Here is a 17,280-nt window from a genome sequence, read left to right on the forward strand (position 1 = left end):
CCTACTGTTGATGTACATTATAACGGATGAGTCATCACTGTATTACAAACTAACTTTCAAATGTACTCAAATTGGGTTTAAGTTATAAGAACTTCCGCTGAAAACAGCGTAAACAGACAGCAAAGTAGAGTGTCATTAACAAGTTAACAAATCAATAAGCTCGTCTCAACTGTTTTCTAAACAATTTATTTAAAATATCTACCTCCTGCCAGTCAACGAACCAATAATATTTACTGAAAAACTCTACATGATCCTTGATAGTTTGGGTTCGTCTATTTTGGCTAACACTGTGTATAACTATATTTGTAATAGATTCTTTATCGTGTTTATCTATATAGGGACAACTCATAGAGTCCATATATAAATGCATTGCTTCTGAAGACTTTTTAGGGTTGGGAAGACTTTCTAATCTAAACTTTATGTTTTCAATAATAAAATTAAGAATGTTTTTGTATTTTGATTTTCGTTTTACAATAAATAGACCGGTAATTAAAGAAAAATAGTTGAGATTTTCGTAACTTTCATTGAATAAATACTTTTTTAAATCTTGTTCATTTGGTAAGTAATATTCACCAATATCATTAAGTAATAATAATATATTCAACCTTTCAACCATGCATGTACAATCTCTAGATAGTTCATTTTCTAGCAGGTCAGTCAGACCCGTATGAATCCTATGTGCAAGTTTTTCATGGTAGTCTTTTAGTTCGACTTTACTAAGTCGGGTCATAACTAGAACTAAACGTGAGAATGTAAACGATAGATTTACCTTAGGTTCTAAAGAAAATGCATATAATGCTAGATCGAAAATAAAAATAAGATAGTTTATAATTGTATCTAAACTTATATCCTCAGGTTCAGTGTGTATTATATTAAATTTATTTACGAACATTAAAAGCTGTTCATTTAATGCCCTTAGAAGATAGTTTGAGAAGCCAGTTTCATATTCTCCTTCAACATGCCAATAACTTTTTATATCCTTTATAAAGTATGTAGAAGACCTCGTAGGATTATACATTAACGTTTTATTGGGGAAATAATAGTAATCCTTCAGACTATTATCTTCATTAAATATATTTACTTTTTCAAGTGTATCGCTCATTTTATTTTTAACGAGTCGCCTAAGTTCAGTAATATTTCTGGAGCGATTAGTTATGAAAGGTCTTGAAAAATATTTAGTTTTATTGGTATTAATATATAGCTTGTAAGAATTAAGCTCATCTGCGACTACATCAGTTACTTTATCTGCTATTTCTTTGCTCTTAGCAAATATACAAAAATCATCAACGTACCGTCTTATCGTATAATCTGAATTGTTAAATATTCCTTTGCTATTAAGTGAGTCAAGAACTTTTTGATCTATATCTTGAAGTATTATTTCAGCGAATATTCTAGCAACTTCTGAACCTATAAGAATACCATTTGTTTCCTGATGATTTGCATTTTGCATCAACTTATCAAAATCTTCATCAAAGGATTGGTTTGATCCACCTTTATTAACTTTAATGTAATCCTTGCTTCTAATTGCCCAACTTATACTGTGCGTATAAAGGCTATCAAAACACCGAGATACATCAATCATTTTTAAGTTGGAATATCTTCTTTCAAGTTTAATAAAATCGTTTGATTCATAGAACTTATAATTAAAATCATATTTTTTATAAGCAAAAAAAGTAGAAGCATATTTAAACTCTTTGTCCTCTGAAGCTAAGTCTGGATGATCCGATTTGAACTGTTTAATCAGCTTTTCATATACTTTTCCGCGCCTTAAGGTATATACGGTACTATTCTTCTTTGATGGGTAACGTAGTGAGAACTTACTTTTGCTACAGTAGTATAAAATTAGTGAATAATAATTCTTATAGAAATCAACGAAATTCAATTGTTGGTATGGATGTATTAAAGATAGCTCTCTAAGTGAGTTTGAATTTTTACTTATATAATAAAAGAAAGGAACAGTAGCGTGTCTGACTTCAAATTTTCTTAAATCCTCACTATCTAGACTTTTATTAACCTCATTAAACCTATTGTTCGACTTAACTGCTTCATAGAACCCTTTATTACTAAATATTAAAGGCATGTGATAAGGCTGTAAATCTGATAATAATACTCTGTAATAATCATCAGAAGCTAAATGATATTTCCTTTTACTCACTAGAAGCTCCAACATGATTTAATTTGCATCATTTTTCTATACCCGAACTTATGAAAAAGTTTATTATTATAACCCTTTGAAAAACTCATCTTTATAAGAATTTTGCACTGTTCATTCGAGAGACTATGATTTTGTCCTATAATGCGCTTACATAAGCTTTTATTAAATAATAAATTTCTCATGAAACTATCTAAGTCTTTAAGTCTGCATTGTAGAGGATGGCTAATAAATAGATAGTTATAGTAGATTCCACTTCGAATTTTAGTATCACGATACTTATTATGAATGTAGTAGTTATGAGTTAAAAAACTTAATCTAGATTTTAACAATATAAAGTCGCTAGTTCTCTCGAAGTCTAATAGAGCTTTAACAATCTTTGTTTTGATGCTATTGATTTTTACATTAGAAAAATCTACCCTAGTCTCAAGCTTTCTTCCTATAATTGTAATAGTAAATTCATACCCTAGGTAATTGAAGCTTAGATTTTCATTACTATTTTTATGTCCTATAGGTACTTCAATAACTGCTCTCTTATTATTTTTGCTATGAAACTTTAAACCTAATGGTAAATTATTTTCAAGAGTTGCTATTATCTCATGTTCAGGTCGTGTAGTAAAAACAATGATATCGTCTACAAACCTTGCGTAGTAGAACACACCATCAATTCTTCGCGTACTTTCATCAAATTCTCTAAGGTAATATTCTGCTAGACTGGCGCTTATACTTAAACCCCTTGGTAAACCAAAAACCTTACTTTCTTCAAAACAGTTAAACCATTTTCTAAGAATGTTTGTTGTTGATTTACTATAAGCTATATCCTGTTCAATACTTTGTAGAATAGTGTTTCTATCTATACTTTCATAGAAATCTTTAATGTCTAGTCTAATAATATTGTAGGGTCTCTTATCTTTTATTAAGGCTACAATTGAAGAGACTATTTCGTTACGATTAGCTTGCTTGAGTGAGTTGATAGTTTTAAAAGTTAAATTTAAACGTTTCAACAAATAATAAGAATATATGTCACAAACTGTATATGCTGTCTTCTTTCTAACTTTTATAACCTCTAGTGGTGGAAAAGGTTGATTTTTACTATACTCCTGAAGTAGTTTACAAACCACTGCATCATCGCCTTCACTAAAGTCATCCTTGAACTTAACCTTCTTCTCAAAGTCATTAATTATATATTTTAAACTGCTTTCATTAATTGATTGATCTAACATCAAGCACCATCTTATTGAATTGACTACTAATAAATTTAAGCCCTGAAAATATTGAAGTTTTAAGTAGTTTACGGTTCTAAACTACAGTTAGTTTACTATATCTTTAGTTACAAGGGTTCGCAATATATACCTTACGGTTGGGTGAATTTAATTTTATAGCCAAGCTTCTAATTGGAGGAGCGGTCTAGCCCCGATTGTTGCGTATATCCTGGCGGGCTAGGCGAGTTGCGGTAGCTAGGTTTTGAGGCGGTATCGAGGCAACAGGAGCGGCTTAAAACTTAGTCACAGAAAATCATAGGTTTCCTCTTGCGTCAGGGCGAAGCAGTGTTTCGCTTGATCCATCCTCACACCTAGACTGGCAGATAAAAGCAAAAAGCGGGATTAGCTACTAAAGCCAACCCCGCTCAAAATAGTCTGAATATCTCTTACCGAACCTCTTATGAACTTATAACAAGTTACAAATTCGGATTTAACCACTTCTCAGCCGTCTTTATATCCCACTCTTTACGTTTGGCATAATCCTCTAACTGGTCGCGGCCGATTTTACCGACGTTGAAGTACTCACTATCAGGATGCGAATAATAAAAGCCACTGACCGAAGATGCTGGCCACATTGCAAAGCTTTCCGTCAGTCTTGTACCGATAGCGTCCACTGTACCCAGCCAATCGAACAATTTACCTTTCTCCGTATGCTCAGGGCAAGCCGGATAGCCAGGCGCTGGGCGGATGCCAACGTATTTTTCTTTAATCAGCTCATCATTGGTGAGGGTCTCATCAGCCTGATAGCCCCAATAGTCTTTACGAATGCGCTCGTGCAAGTGCTCGGCAAAGGCTTCGGCGAGGCGATCAGACAGCGCTTGTACCATGATGGCATTATAATCATCGCCTGCCGCTTTGTACTGCTCAGCGAGGTCTTCTGTGCCGACGATGGAGACGGTAAAGCCGCCTATATAATCAGTGTGCGTGTCCGACGGTGAGATAAAGTCGGCCAAGCTAAAGTTTGGCTTGCCGCTGGCTTTGTCCGACTGTTGGCGCAGATGCTCAAAGGTATGCGTAGGTTGGCCACCATCTGTAGGCGATTTGTCATAAACGCTAATCGTATCTGCGCCAGTGCGTTTGGCTGGAGCAATTTTAAACACCCCTTTAGCGACGACTAACTTTTCATCGATCATTTTTTGCATCAGGCTCTTGGCGTTATCGAACAGATCATGCGCCGCTTCACCAACGACCTCATCTTGCAAGATTCTTGGATACTTACCTGCTAGACCCCAAGAGATAAAGAACGGCGTCCAGTCGATGTAAGGCAGCAAGGTTGCGATCGGATAGTCGTCAAGTATCACTTGGCCGAGTGTATTTGGTATAGGTGGCACATAGTTATCCCAATCATAGTCAAAACCACGCTTGATGGCGTCAGCGTATGATATCTTGGCCGCTTTAGGCTGGCGCTTGGCCAGACGTTCACGTACCTTGATATATTCTTCGCGGGTCTCATCGATCAGGCCTTGACGGTGCTCTTTCGACAGCAGCTTGGTCACCACGCCGACCGAGCGCGAGGCGTCCGAGACGTAGATGACCGCATCGTTTTGGTATTGCGGCTCGACTTTTACCGCGGTATGCGCTTTAGATGTGGTGGCACCGCCGATCATCAGTGGCAGGGTCATGCCGCGCTCTTGCATTTGCTTGGCGACATAGACCATCTCATCGAGACTCGGGGTAATCAGTCCTGATAGGCCGATGATATCGACTTTCTCTTTGATAGCGGTATCGAGAATCGTCTCGCACGGCACCATCACGCCCAGGTCAAGGATGTCGTAGCCGTTACAGCCGAGGACCACGCCGACGATGTTTTTGCCGATATCATGGACGTCGCCCTTGACCGTTGCCATCAGGACTTTACCTTTGACTTCGCCCTCGACTTTTTCTGCTTCGATATACGGGTTGAGCCAAGCAACCGATTGTTTCATGACGCGCGCCGACTTGACCACTTGCGGCAAAAACATTTTACCCGAGCCAAATAAGTCACCGACGATATTCATGCCATCCATCAAAGGCCCTTCGATAACGTCGAGCGGTTTGGGGTATTTCTCCCATGCTTCTTTGGTATCGGCTTCGATAAAGGTGGTGATGCCTTTGACCAGTGCATGGGCGATGCGCTCTTCTACCGTGCCCTCGCGCCAGCTCATATCGACGGTGCTGTCTTTTTTCTTACCGCCATCTTGATAGCTCTCAGCAATGGTCATCAAGCGTTCGGTGGCATCCTGTCCACTCTCGCCTTGATTGCGATTGAGCATCACATCTTCAATCGCCTCGCGCGCCTCGACAGGGATGTCGTCATAGACTTCAAGCATCGACGGGTTGACGATACCCATGGTCAAGCCGTTTTGGATCGCATGATAAAGAAATACTGAGTTGATGGCTTCACGAATGGGGTTACCACGGAAGCTAAATGAGACGTTGGACACACCGCCTGACACCATGGCGTTGGGTAAATTTTCGGTGATCCATTTTGTCGCATTAATAAAGTCAGCGCCGTAGTTATTGTGCTCGGTGATACCGGTTGCGACCGCAAAGATATTGGGGTCAAAGATGATGTCCTCAGACGGGAAGCCAACTTCGTTGACCAACACGTCATAGCTACGCTGACAGATCTCGATTTTGCGCTCATAAGTATCCGCTTGCCCGTCTTCATCAAAGGCCATGACGATGACTGCAGCCCCGTAACGCATACACAGCTTGGCATGCTTGACAAATTCGTCATAACCTTCTTTTAACGAGATGGAGTTGACGACTGACTTGCCTTGAATACGTTTAAGCCCTTCTTCGATGATGTCCCATTTTGACGAGTCTATCATCAGCGGCACACGGCTGATATCTGGCTCACCTGAGACCAAATTGACAAAATGAATCATCGCCTGCTTGGAGTCGAGCATGCCCTCGTCCATGTTGATATCAACGATTTGCGCACCGCCTTCGACCTGATCGCGCGCGACATCTAACGCTTCAGTATAGGCTTCGGTTTTGATTAGGCGCAGGAACTTCTTTGAGCCTGTGACGTTGGTACGCTCACCAACGTTGACAAACAGACTGTCGGCGGTGATATTGAACGGCTCAAGCCCAGACAGACGACAAGCAGGCGCAATCTCTGGGATGGTGCGCGGCGGATAGTTCGCCACCATATCTGCAATGTGGCGGATATGCTCAGGCGTCGTCCCGCAGCAGCCGCCAACGATGTTTAGGATACCCGCTTTGGCAAAGCCTTCAAGCAGGGCAGCGGTTTGCTCGGCGGTCTCATCGTACTCCCCAAACTCGTTTGGCAAGCCGGCATTAGGGTGGGCTGAGACATAAGTATCGGCGATGTTTGAGAGCGTCTGAATATGCGGGCGCAGCGCATCAGCACCGAGCGCACAGTTAAAGCCAACTGATAAAGGCTTGGCGTGACGGATAGAGTTATAAAACGCTTCCGCCGTCTGACCCGATAGCGTCCGACCTGAGGCATCAGTGATGGTGCCTGAGATCATAATCGGCAGCTCAAAACCAATATCATCAAAGACGCCGGTGATGGCAAATATCGCCGCTTTGGCGTTTAGGGTGTCAAAGATGGTCTCAATCAATAGAATATCGACGCCGCCTTCGATCAGTGCCAGTGTCGCCTCGCGGTAATTGAGCACCAATTCATCAAAGGTGATATTGCGAAAGGCAGGGTCGTTGACATCAGGAGAGATCGAACAGGTACGCGAAGTTGGGCCGATGACCCCAGCGACAAAGCGCGGCTTGTTAGGGGTTTTCGCGGTAAATTCGTCAGCTGCCGCCCGTGCTATCTGCGCTGCGGTCTTGTTCAGCTCTGGTACCAGATATTCCATCTCGTAGTCAGACATCGATAGCCGCGTACCATTAAAGCTATTGGTCTCGATAATATCAGCGCCTGCTGCGAGATGATCATGATGAATGTCGCGTATCATCTGCGGCTGCGTGAGCACGAGCAGATCATTATTGCCGCGCACGTCTTGCTCTATATCGGCAAAGCGCTCACCGCGATAGTCGGCTTCCTCGAGCTTATATGTCTGAATCTGCGTTCCCATCGCCCCATCAAGCATCAAAATACGCGACTGCATTTGCTCAGTGATACGCACGCGCGCGGTGAGCTGCTGCTCTTTATAAGGAAAGACGGCAGGTGGCGTTAGTACAAAGCCGTCGTCCGCTGACGGTACTGATTGATCGGTTTGCGAAGAAGCCTGAGAGGTTGGCTGTTGAGTCGTCGGCTGTTGATTCATAGGAGCGCTACTTATTTCGTCAATATTTTAAAAAAGGAGAAGGCAAAAAGGTGTCAGTACATAACGCGTATATAACTACCGGTTATTACCACAAAGTAGAATAGGCAAATTCGCATTATTTTAGCATGAAAAATCTATCGCACACGGGCAGGCCGATATTCCTTTGTGTCATATGATAATAAAGCGTTTAAGCATGAGTGATCAAACGCTGCACAAGAATCACGCCCTCATATAGTTAGCTGAATGTAAAACTGTTATGGATTTAAACGCGCTACTGGTATAAATTTTACTTGCGTGCTGCGTTCCCAGAGGCTGCGCAACCTACGTTTAAAAATAGCATCCCAGTAGCGCTATGACATTTTTAGAGTGTATCGACTATAACACTTATCAGCTGAGCGGTGATGTTTGAGCTGATAGCAGTTTAGGCCATTTGATAAGGCGGTACAAATGAATATCATTTCGCTTAAAGATTACATAAAGCTTTGATTTTGACCATGGAAACTTAAAAACCTGCCCAAAAAACTGACAAAACTTACATCCATCGCACAAAAAATAGCGTAAATATGGATAGATGAATGATTGCCATATGTTAATTTGTATACATAAGGATTTGCATTTTATAAGTAATACTAACAAGCCTTTTGACAATGTGGTTTATCAAAATGCGGTTTGTCAATCAGTTGTCATATCAGTAGATATCGTAAAGAGTGGATAAACAAAGTAGCGTGTTATGTTATCCAATAGGTATTGTGCAGCACACCGTCATTTTTATTTATTGCTATACATTCATTGCTATATAAGTATCTGACGTTGGTAATATCAATAAAGGGTAGTAGTGGCTTATGGATTAGCAGGCCTTATGAGTAAATCACCAATCTGACAAAATTCATAATCAAGGATGTTTATATGAAATTCTCTAAAATCGCTACGATAGGTACATTGGCCGTTTCAATCGCTGGTCTTAGTGCCTGTAATAACATGATGCCGACCAAAAGCGCGCAGATGAAAGCGCCGATGCACAGCCAATCTATGAAAAAAATGAACGTCGTGCAAATCGCACAAAGCAATTCTGATTTTTCGTTATTGGTAGAAGCGGTCGTAGCAGCAGATTTGGCCGGTGCTTTATCTAATCCCAATGCTCACTATACGGTATTTGCGCCAACCAATGCCGCCTTTATGCAGGCATTAAAAGAAACTGGCATGACAAAAGAGCAGCTATTTGCCAACAAGCCATTACTGACCAAAATCTTAGGCTATCACGTAATCAATGGCAATATGGCCATGTACGCCAAAGATGTCAAACCAGGCAATGTCACGACCGTGAGTAAGGATACGCTGATGGTGACGCCAAAAGGGCAGCTGATGGATGAAATGGGTCGTACCATCAATATCATCAAAACCGATATTGCGGCGAGCAATGGGGTAATACATGTGGTGGATCGTGTGTTGATGCCCAAATAACCATAAACATTGATGGCCGTCACGACCATGTGCGCTGTGCTTATACGCGACAAACGTTATCAGCGCAGTGATGGTCTGGACTCTCGCATCCCGCCCAATCCTATTATTCAGCTTATATTTATCCAGCTTTTATTGAGACTGCTATTTATAAAGTTGCTATTAATCAAACAACCAAAACTCTACCCGTTAAATAAAGGAAGCATCATGTTAAAAAGGAATCTATTATCTATCGCTGTCGTTACCGCCGCAGTATCACTGGCTGCTTGTAATGATACTGAAACTGTGACCGAGCCGGTGGTCGAGCCTGATACCACTACAGAAACAACAGAAACCATGAGCGAGCCTGTAGAGATGACAGAGCCAATGGCTGATACTGAGACGATGGCCGAAACGGACGCTATGGGTGAGATGGCCGCGACGCAAACCATTGGAGAGATGGCTGCCAGCAATGAAAACCTGACAGTCTTGACCGCAGCGCTGCAAGCGGCTGGGCTCGACTCTATGCTAATGGCTGAGGATAAGTACACCGTATTTGCACCGACAGATGAGGCATTTGGGGCATTGCTGACCAAGCTGGGCATCACAAAAGAGGAGCTACTGGCGGATCAAGAAACACTCAAAAGTGTACTGCCATACCATGTGGTTCCAACGGTCGTAAAAGCCGCTGATATCCCGTATGGTACAGACATCGAAACCGCCAATGGTGCGACGATTTCTATCAGTGAAGCCAATGTTATCACTGATGAAAATGGTAATACGGCTAATATCGTCGGTACGGATATGATGGCGACTAATGGGGTCGTACATGTGATTGATACCGTTTTATTGCCCAAGTAATCGCAGCGTTATATCATTTTTAAGTGTATTAAAGGCGGCTTTTTAAGTAGCTGCCAGCTCTTTTAGCCTAAAGCGTTTTTATGGATAAGTATTAAAGATAATGCAGTCAAATAACGGCTAAAAAAACCCGAGACACTGGTCTCGGGTTTTTTTTATTGTTAAGACTCAATACAATCGAGCGATTATTTAGGCTCTTTATGTAATGGGTCCGCATTCACTCTTTGTTGCCCTTTTAGATGGCGCTCTTCCCAATAAGTGGCGTTTTTGATACCAAATTTCTTAGGATCAAAGGTAAACCTATTAGAAGTAGTACCGCCGCCTGCTTTGAGCTGGGCTTCATAGTCTCGCAAAATATCGATAGCAGGACGTGCCACAAAGAAGATAACGATGATACCAACGATGTTGAGCCATGCCATAAGACCAACACCAACATCGCCGAGGCCCCAGATGTAGCCTGAGCTGTTGAGCGCGCCGTAAGCTACCATAAACATGATAACGAGCTTCACGATAAACTGACCTGTCTTACTCGCGCCTTTACCCATTGAGCGGGTTAGGTATGAGATATTGACTTCCGCGATATAGTAGTACGCCAAGATAGTGGTGAAGGCAAAGAAGAATACCGCGACAGCAATAAAGGTGTCACCAAAGTTGCCGTAGACAGACTCCATCGCCATTTGGGTGAATGATGGAGAGTTGATCTCAACATCAGCGGCGACGTTTTGGACGATAAACTGCCCTTCAGCCAGCTCGCCTTGGATGTTGTACATGCCAGTTGATAAGATCATAAAAGCAGTGGCAGAACAAACAAGCAAGGTATCTACATAGACTGAAAACGCTTGTACCAAACCTTGCTGAGCTGGGTGATCGACCGCAGCGGCAGAGGCGGCGTGAGGACCTGTACCTTGACCTGCTTCGTTTGAGTAAATACCACGTTTTACGCCCCAACCAATGGCAGCACCAAAGCCTGCTTGAGCAGTAAAGGCATCACCAATGATTGCGCCAAATACTTGCGGGATCATGCTGAAATTGGTCAACATGATAAGTAGAGCTAGGATAATGTAGCCTAGTGCCATAAATGGTACCGCATACTCAGTAAAGGTTGCGATACGCTTGATACCACCAAAGATGATAAAGCCTAAAACCACCAAAATGATAGCAAGAGCGATCAGGCGCGTGGTACCCGTCTCTATGCCAGCTAGAGTCATCGCCGAGCCTTCACCTGCGACCTGCGCGACAGCGTTGATGACACCGTTGGCCTGTACGCCAGGTAAGAACACACCACAAGCGACGATAGAGGCTATGGCGAATAAGATACCATACCATTTTTGGCCAAGGGCACGTTCGAAGTAATATGCAGGGCCACCGCGATATTCGCCAGTAACGACGTCGCGCTCTTTATAGATTTGACCCAAAGTCGATTCGACATACGCGGTAGATGCGCCCAAGAATGCCACGATCCACATCCAAAATACCGCACCTGGGCCACCGAAGCCGATCGCGGCTGCCACCCCAGCGATGTTACCCATACCAACGCGGCCTGCGAGTGAGACGGCAAGTGCCTGAAATGATGAGATACCATCATTGTCTGGTTTGCCTTTAAACAACAGTCTTAACATCTCGCCGAATAAACGCACTTGCACAAAGCGCGTCATTATAGAATAAAAAAGCCCGGCGCCTAGGCATAAATATACCAGCGCTGGGCTCCAAATAATTCCATTTGCTAAACTGACTAAACCTTCCATACCATGTATTCCTAGTACTGTCTCAAAGTGGCGCTGTATGCTAGGCGTAAACTAACTGGTTAACTTACTTATTCAAGTTAAGCAGTTAAATTATCAGCATCGACTTACCTGTGCTAGCGCAGTCTCATACGTTGTGTCACCACTAAGAATGGACTGTAGTTGTCTGTATTTGTCCGTAGGGCTGATCAGCAAATCATTCTACTGCTCGCCGCTATCTGTATCACATCAGTCACGGCTACGATTTATTGCTGTCTGAGCATAAGGCACGGCATAAATGACCAAGCGCTCAGATACGTTATAAGTAGACCCACAAACAAAACAGGCGGTTATATAATTAAATAGCCATCAAACTGATAGCGGGACTTGCTATGAGCAGCACGGTGCAATGACAGGGTATTGAACCAATAACAAACAAATCTGTTTAGTAAGTATTACGCAGTTTGTCAACGTTTTTATCAAGCTATCGATGGGCTGCTAATACTAAAAGAACCATATGTCCACTACCAAATGTATTCAAACCGTACGGCTACGTAACTGCAATTTGCCATATTTTTCTATTAATTACTAGAATTTTCTTTATATATAAGCGTATATATCCATATTTAAGAAAGCTGCTTTTTCTAGGGTGGCAAGGGAGTAGACCTATGTTTGTGTTTATCCTAGCAGAAGCTTTTTGTTAAAAAACGATACAGGCGTCTGCTTACCAGCGGCATCGCGGTTGTGTTTTGGTAACGATGAATTGTAAAAGCAGTACGATAGCGCCATTATTACTACCATATCTTATAAGCTATAATGATAAAAATAGACGCGGAATAGACGTGAACAGGTAGCGCAAAAAATGAAATTAGGAGAGAAATGATGACACGTAAATCTATGGTAAAACCCATGCTGATAGCAGCGGTACTAGCGACGTCTAGTGCCGGCCTCAGCGGCTGTGGCTATAATAATTTGCAAGCGCAAGATGAGCAGGTGACTGCATCGTGGTCAGAGGTGGTCAACCAGTATCAGCGCCGCGCAGATTTGGTGCCAAACTTAGTCAAAGTGGTACAGCAGTATGCTGAGCAAGAGCAAGAAGTGTTTACTCAAGTGGCCGAAGCGCGCGCGCGTGCCGGCAGCATTGCCGTTACGCCAGAGGTGCTAAACGACCCAGAAGCGATGGAGCGTTACGCCGCCGCCCAAGAGCAGATGACAGGGGCGCTGTCGCGTTTGATGGCAGTGTCTGAGCGCTATCCTGAGCTCAAGTCAGATGCGTTATTTCAAGATTTACAAGCTCAGCTAGAAGGCACAGAAAACCGTATCGCCGTCGCGCGCAACCGTTATATCCAAGAAGTGCAGGGTTATAACACCACCGTGCGTCAGTTCCCGACCAATATCACTGCCAAAGTATTTGGAATGGATACTAAGCCAAACTTTAGCGTGACCGACGAAGAAGCCATTTCGACTGCGCCAAGCGTCGATTTTGGTGACTCGGCGAACACGAGCGTTGAGTAGCTTCTAAGTCGCCATAAAATAAAGCGGTGTTGACCGCTTTATTTGTTTTAGGGGTTGTGGCACTGGTGTTTATGACCCAGAATTTTACGAGCCTAAATTTTAGTGTTTTATAATTTTACAATAAGTACAGCGGTCACTTAAGGTGGTATAGATTAGATGAATCATTCAAAAGCAATCTTATCAGTATTACTATTTACACTGAGTCTGGGCGGTGCACCGATGCTGCACGCCGCGCCCAACGACGCTGCTGATAGTGCGGTCGCTGTAGATAATGGCTCAAACGTGCAGAGCCGCAGTGTCGAAGAATTGGTGGCAATTGCCAAAGCAGGCGAATCCAATGAAACCATTAATGAGGCAGTATTGGGGAATGAGGCGATCAACGAAACCATTCTTAGCAATGACGCTATCAATTCTAATGCAGCGCAAACGACTGCTGCGCCAATACAATCAAGCGCCAAAAGCGTCGATGCTGACAAACTGATCCTAAACTCGCCTGTGGTGGATCAAGCTAATATCTTAAACCCGCAAGAAAAACAGCGCTTAGAGGCGCAGCTTAAGAGCATCTATCAGCAAGGTCTGGCGCAGGCGGCGGTTGTGATTGTACCGACGACCAACGGGCTGCCGATATTTGACTATGCGTTACAAGTGGCAGAAAAATGGCAGCTGGGCGACGAAGATATCGATGATGGTTTGCTGATGGTTGTCGCGGTCAATGACCGTAATATGTATATTTTGACCGGTTATGGGCTTGAGGGCGTGTTGCCTGATGCTGCGGTCAATCGCATCATTCGAGAAGACATCACCCCTTTGTTTAAACAAAACAATTATGGCGCTGGTATATTGGCAGGGGTAGACGCGCTAAAGACACGCCTGAGCGCTGATCCTGAGGTGCTGGCGCGTGCCGATGCCCAAGCAGCAGAGCGTAGTGCGCAGCAGGGAGGTGATGAGGTACCATCGCCGATCTTTTTGTTTATCATGGCGATGATTTTCGGTAGTTTTATCACCAACATATTTGGCCGTGTGTTTGGCTCTATCCTGACGGCTGGCGGCTTTTTTGCAGGCTCACTGGCGCTGGGTGGCGGGTTTTTTATGACCGTCATTATGGCGATATTTTTGTGGATGTTCCTTATCTCACGTGGCTCAGGCGGTGGCCGTGGTGGCCGTGGTGGCCGCGGCGGCGGTGGTGGCATGATTTTCTTACCGGGCATGGGCGGTGGTAGTGGCGGCAGCTTCGGTGGTGGTGGTTTTGGTGGCGGCGGCTTCGGCGGCGGTGGTGGCTTTGGCGGCGGCGGTGCCGGTGGCTCTTGGTAGCCTTATACAATGAAAAAAACAATCGTGAGCAACGACGTATTTGAGGAAGTAATATAATGGCAGAAAACAATACTGCACATCCCAGCTTTGCCCGCTGGTGGCGCCAAGTCTTGTTTGTGCCTTTGATGCACAGCAAGTGGCTGACAGCGGCTGCCAAAGCGCGCTTGACAGCAAAAGTAACCAGCGCGGAGCGTGGCCATCGCGGCGAGGTATTTTTGATTATCGAAAACCACCTTCCTATTCAGCAGGCTTATCATATAGGCTGCCGTGAGCGCGCCATTGATTTGTTTAGTGAGTACCGTGTGTGGGATACCGAAGAAAACACAGGCGTGCTGGTCTATGTCAATATCTGTGAGCACAGTTTAGAGATTGTGGCAGATCGTGGCATCAGCGCCCATGTCAGCCCGACAGTGTGGCGCGCCATGTGTGACAAAGCTGTCGCTGGTATTGCCAACCAAAAAACAGAAGAAAGCTTGCTTGAGCTGTTAGATGAGGTGGGGCAAGTGCTGCGGCAGTATTATCATCTCGAGCATGACCCTGCAGGCAACGAGCTGTCTGATACAGTGGTGTATTTGAAGTAAGTTTGCTATTTTTTACTTGCTAGTTTTTAAAAAAGGCCTGATCAACACGCCCTAAGCATTTTTACTAAATGTTTTCACTTAGGAGCTTTTACTGAGCAGGCTTTTGTTAAATTCTTAAAGCGCTGTGCTGCTCACCTATTCACCTGTAGGGTTTGTCTATAGGGTTTTTGCGTCAATTCAAATATAATATCGTCTGTCCTAAGACAAACCGCCCTTACTGAGATATTATGATTGAATTAATAAAAAAACTGCCAAAAGCTGAGCTACATTTGCACATCGAAGGCTCGCTCGAGCCTGAGCTGATGTTTCGATTGGCGCAAAAAAACGACATCCAAATACCTTATAAAGACATAGACGACGTCCGCCGCGCCTATAACTTTACCAACCTACAAACCTTTTTAGATATCTATTATGCTGGTGCCAACGTCCTTATCACCCAACAGGACTTTTATGATTTGACGTGGGCCTATATCCTAAAGTGTGTCGAAGACAACGTCATTCATACCGAGATATTTTTTGACCCGCAGACCCATACCGAAAGAGGTGTTGAGTTTGCAACCGTCATTAATGGTATCAAATCAGCGCTGGCAGATGCCAAGGCTGAGTACGGTATCAGCTCTTGTATCATCATGTGTTTTTTACGGCATTTGTCGCAAGACGCAGCATTTGAAACTCTAGAGGCGGCCATGGCATTCAAAGATGATATCGTCGGAGTGGGGCTTGACTCATTCGAGCTGGGCAATCCGCCGTCTAAGTTTACAGAAGTGTTTAGACAGGCCAAAGCCGCTGGCTTCAAAGTGGTCGCCCATGCTGGCGAAGAGGCAGATTTTTCTTATATTTATGAGGCGTTAGACGTTTTGCGCAGTGACAGGATCGATCACGGCGTGCAGGCGATACATAGCGCGGCGCTGATGCAGCGCCTAAAAGCGGAGCAAATGCCGCTGACCGTATGCCCGAATTCAAATATCGAGCTTAAGGTGTTTGAGAGCTATCAAGATCACAATATAAAAACGCTGTTAGACTATGGGCTAAATGTCAGCGTTAACTCTGACGACCCTGCGTATTTTAAAGGCTATATCAATCAAAACTTTATCAATCTGGTAGAAAACTTGCCGCTGACAGAAGACAATATCGTCACTTTGGTAAAAAACTCCTTTAGAGCGTCATTCATAGACGATGATCTAAAACGAGCGTATTTGGCACGAGTGGATCTTGCGCTGCAATAAGCACGGCTCACGATGTCAAAAAAGGGGGAGCGCTTTATATAACGCGCTCCCCCTTTTTATTGCGCGACTTGATAGCGACGTATCTGATTTATTTGGACTCAACGATATCACTGGCCGCACTTATAAATCAGTAATCGCTTCTATCAGCGGCGGCAGTATCACGCCTGCTTTTTCTGCAAATGTGATATCGACGATGGTGTTTGGTGTGGGATTGGGATTTATCTCCATAACTTGCGCGCCGTTTTGTTTGGCTAACTGCGCCAATCCCGCAGCAGGATAGACGAGGCTTGAGGTACCGATACTGATAAACACCTCGCAATTAGCCGCAGCTTCTTCGGCAGTCTGCCAAGCCTGTACAGGTAGGGCTTCGCCAAACCAAACGATATCTGGTCTGATATAACCACCGCAATGCGGACAGGTGAGTAGGGTATTGTCAAAGCTCATATCGAGACGCGTATTAACGCTCATAGTGTTTTGCATAGTGTCTTGATGGTCGGATGCGGCGCTTGATTGCTCCTGATAGGGCGCATTACACTGACCACAGCGGTTGCGCCACAGATGCCCATGTAGATGAGTCACCGAGCTACCCGCTTGTTCATGCAAGTCATCGACATTTTGGGTGATGAGTGTCACTGTTTGATCGGAGGTTTGCGCATGATACTGCCATTGAGCCAATGCATGATGAGCTGGGTTTGGTGCTTTATCAGCTACCAACTGCCTGCGCCACTGATACCACGACCATACAAGCTTTGGATCACGAGTAAAGGCCTCAGGGGTTGCCAAATCCTCGACGCCGTAGTTTTCCCATAACCCTGTTTGCTTATCTCGAAACGTTGGGATGCCGCTTTCTGCAGAAATACCAGCCCCAGTCAAAATGCAAATACGTGATTTCGATTTCAACAGTTGTGCTGCACGCTGTACTTCTGTTATGAGTGCGGGTGTTAATTCTGCTAACATGAGCCAACCCTTATTAATGATGGATATG

General features: G+C 43.9%; 11 protein-coding genes. 6 read left to right on the forward strand and 5 right to left on the reverse strand.

What is annotated here, in order from left to right:
• Positions 1-151 precede the first annotated feature (151 nt).
• The 3 genes from drt3b to metH all read right to left on the reverse strand — a co-directional run bounded on the left by drt3b (position 152) and on the right by metH (position 7,646).
• Positions 152-2,155: an antiviral reverse transcriptase Drt3b gene (drt3b, locus tag C6W44_RS07555; RefSeq protein WP_158676705.1), complete on the reverse strand. Its 2,004-nt coding sequence runs from the start codon at positions 2,153-2,155 to the stop codon at positions 152-154.
• Positions 2,155-3,375 (reverse strand): antiviral reverse transcriptase Drt3a, encoded by a 1,221-nt coding sequence (gene drt3a / locus C6W44_RS07560; protein ID WP_105244882.1) that lies wholly within the window; start codon positions 3,373-3,375, stop codon positions 2,155-2,157. Before drt3a ends, drt3b begins: the two co-directional genes overlap by 1 nt.
• A gap of 455 nt (positions 3,376-3,830) precedes the next feature.
• Positions 3,831-7,646, reverse strand: a complete 3,816-nt coding sequence (metH, locus tag C6W44_RS07565; protein WP_105244883.1) for a methionine synthase — start codon at positions 7,644-7,646, stop codon at positions 3,831-3,833.
• 906 nt (positions 7,647-8,552) lie between these two features.
• Here metH and C6W44_RS07570 point away from each other — a divergent pair.
• Positions 8,553-9,107 (forward strand): fasciclin domain-containing protein, encoded by a 555-nt coding sequence (locus tag C6W44_RS07570; protein WP_105244884.1) that lies wholly within the window; start codon positions 8,553-8,555, stop codon positions 9,105-9,107.
• Positions 9,108-9,311: 204 nt separating this feature from the next.
• Entirely contained in the window at positions 9,312-9,944 is a 633-nt protein-coding gene (locus C6W44_RS07575) for a fasciclin domain-containing protein (protein WP_105246552.1), read from the forward strand.
• 182 nt (positions 9,945-10,126) lie between these two features.
• Here the strand turns inward: C6W44_RS07575 and C6W44_RS07580 are convergent, their stop codons facing one another.
• Entirely contained in the window at positions 10,127-11,686 is a 1,560-nt protein-coding gene (locus C6W44_RS07580; protein WP_105244885.1) for an alanine/glycine:cation symporter family protein, read from the reverse strand.
• A gap of 858 nt (positions 11,687-12,544) precedes the next feature.
• Between C6W44_RS07580 and C6W44_RS07585 the strand changes: the two genes are divergently transcribed.
• The 4 genes from C6W44_RS07585 to C6W44_RS07600 all read left to right on the forward strand — a co-directional run bounded on the left by C6W44_RS07585 (position 12,545) and on the right by C6W44_RS07600 (position 16,295).
• A complete protein-coding gene (locus C6W44_RS07585) occupies positions 12,545-13,177 on the forward strand; it encodes a LemA family protein (RefSeq protein ID WP_227526472.1) in 633 nt (210 codons plus the stop codon).
• Positions 13,178-13,333: 156 nt separating this feature from the next.
• Complete coding sequence (locus C6W44_RS07590) at positions 13,334-14,488, forward strand: TPM domain-containing protein (protein ID WP_105244886.1); 1,155 nt, start codon at positions 13,334-13,336, stop codon at positions 14,486-14,488.
• A gap of 56 nt (positions 14,489-14,544) precedes the next feature.
• On the forward strand, positions 14,545-15,069 hold the full coding sequence (locus C6W44_RS07595; protein WP_105244887.1) for a TPM domain-containing protein: 525 nt from the start codon (positions 14,545-14,547) through the stop codon (positions 15,067-15,069).
• Positions 15,070-15,296: 227 nt separating this feature from the next.
• The gene (locus C6W44_RS07600) at positions 15,297-16,295 is read left to right on the forward strand and encodes an adenosine deaminase (protein ID WP_105244888.1); all 999 of its coding nucleotides are present in this window, start codon (positions 15,297-15,299) and stop codon (positions 16,293-16,295) included.
• A gap of 120 nt (positions 16,296-16,415) precedes the next feature.
• On the opposite strand, the gene C6W44_RS07605 is transcribed toward C6W44_RS07600, so the two are convergent.
• Entirely contained in the window at positions 16,416-17,252 is an 837-nt protein-coding gene (locus C6W44_RS07605) for an SIR2 family NAD-dependent protein deacylase (RefSeq protein ID WP_105244889.1), read from the reverse strand.
• Between the last annotated feature and the right edge of the window lie 28 nt (positions 17,253-17,280).

It is taken from the genome of Psychrobacter sp. Marseille-P5312, from assembly GCF_900291405.1.
Lineage (GTDB): Bacteria > Pseudomonadota > Gammaproteobacteria > Pseudomonadales > Moraxellaceae > Psychrobacter > Psychrobacter celer.

Bases quoted from the DNA above. Each gene is read 5' to 3' on its own strand.
- C6W44_RS07575 (WP_105246552.1), top strand. From the start codon at position 9,312: ATGTTAAAAAGGAATCTATTATCTATCGCTGTCGTTACCGCCGCAGTA.
- C6W44_RS07600 (WP_105244888.1), top strand. From the start codon at position 15,297: ATGATTGAATTAATAAAAAAACTGCCAAAAGCTGAGCTACATTTGCAC.
- drt3a (WP_105244882.1), bottom strand. From the start codon at position 3,375: ATGTTAGATCAATCAATTAATGAAAGCAGTTTAAAATATATAATTAAT.
- C6W44_RS07595 (WP_105244887.1), top strand. From the start codon at position 14,545: ATGGCAGAAAACAATACTGCACATCCCAGCTTTGCCCGCTGGTGGCGC.
- C6W44_RS07605 (WP_105244889.1), bottom strand. From the start codon at position 17,252: ATGTTAGCAGAATTAACACCCGCACTCATAACAGAAGTACAGCGTGCA.
- C6W44_RS07580 (WP_105244885.1), bottom strand. From the start codon at position 11,686: ATGGAAGGTTTAGTCAGTTTAGCAAATGGAATTATTTGGAGCCCAGCG.
- metH (WP_105244883.1), bottom strand. From the start codon at position 7,646: ATGAATCAACAGCCGACGACTCAACAGCCAACCTCTCAGGCTTCTTCG.
- C6W44_RS07570 (WP_105244884.1), top strand. From the start codon at position 8,553: ATGAAATTCTCTAAAATCGCTACGATAGGTACATTGGCCGTTTCAATC.
- C6W44_RS07585 (WP_227526472.1), top strand. From the start codon at position 12,545: ATGACACGTAAATCTATGGTAAAACCCATGCTGATAGCAGCGGTACTA.
- C6W44_RS07590 (WP_105244886.1), top strand. From the start codon at position 13,334: ATGAATCATTCAAAAGCAATCTTATCAGTATTACTATTTACACTGAGT.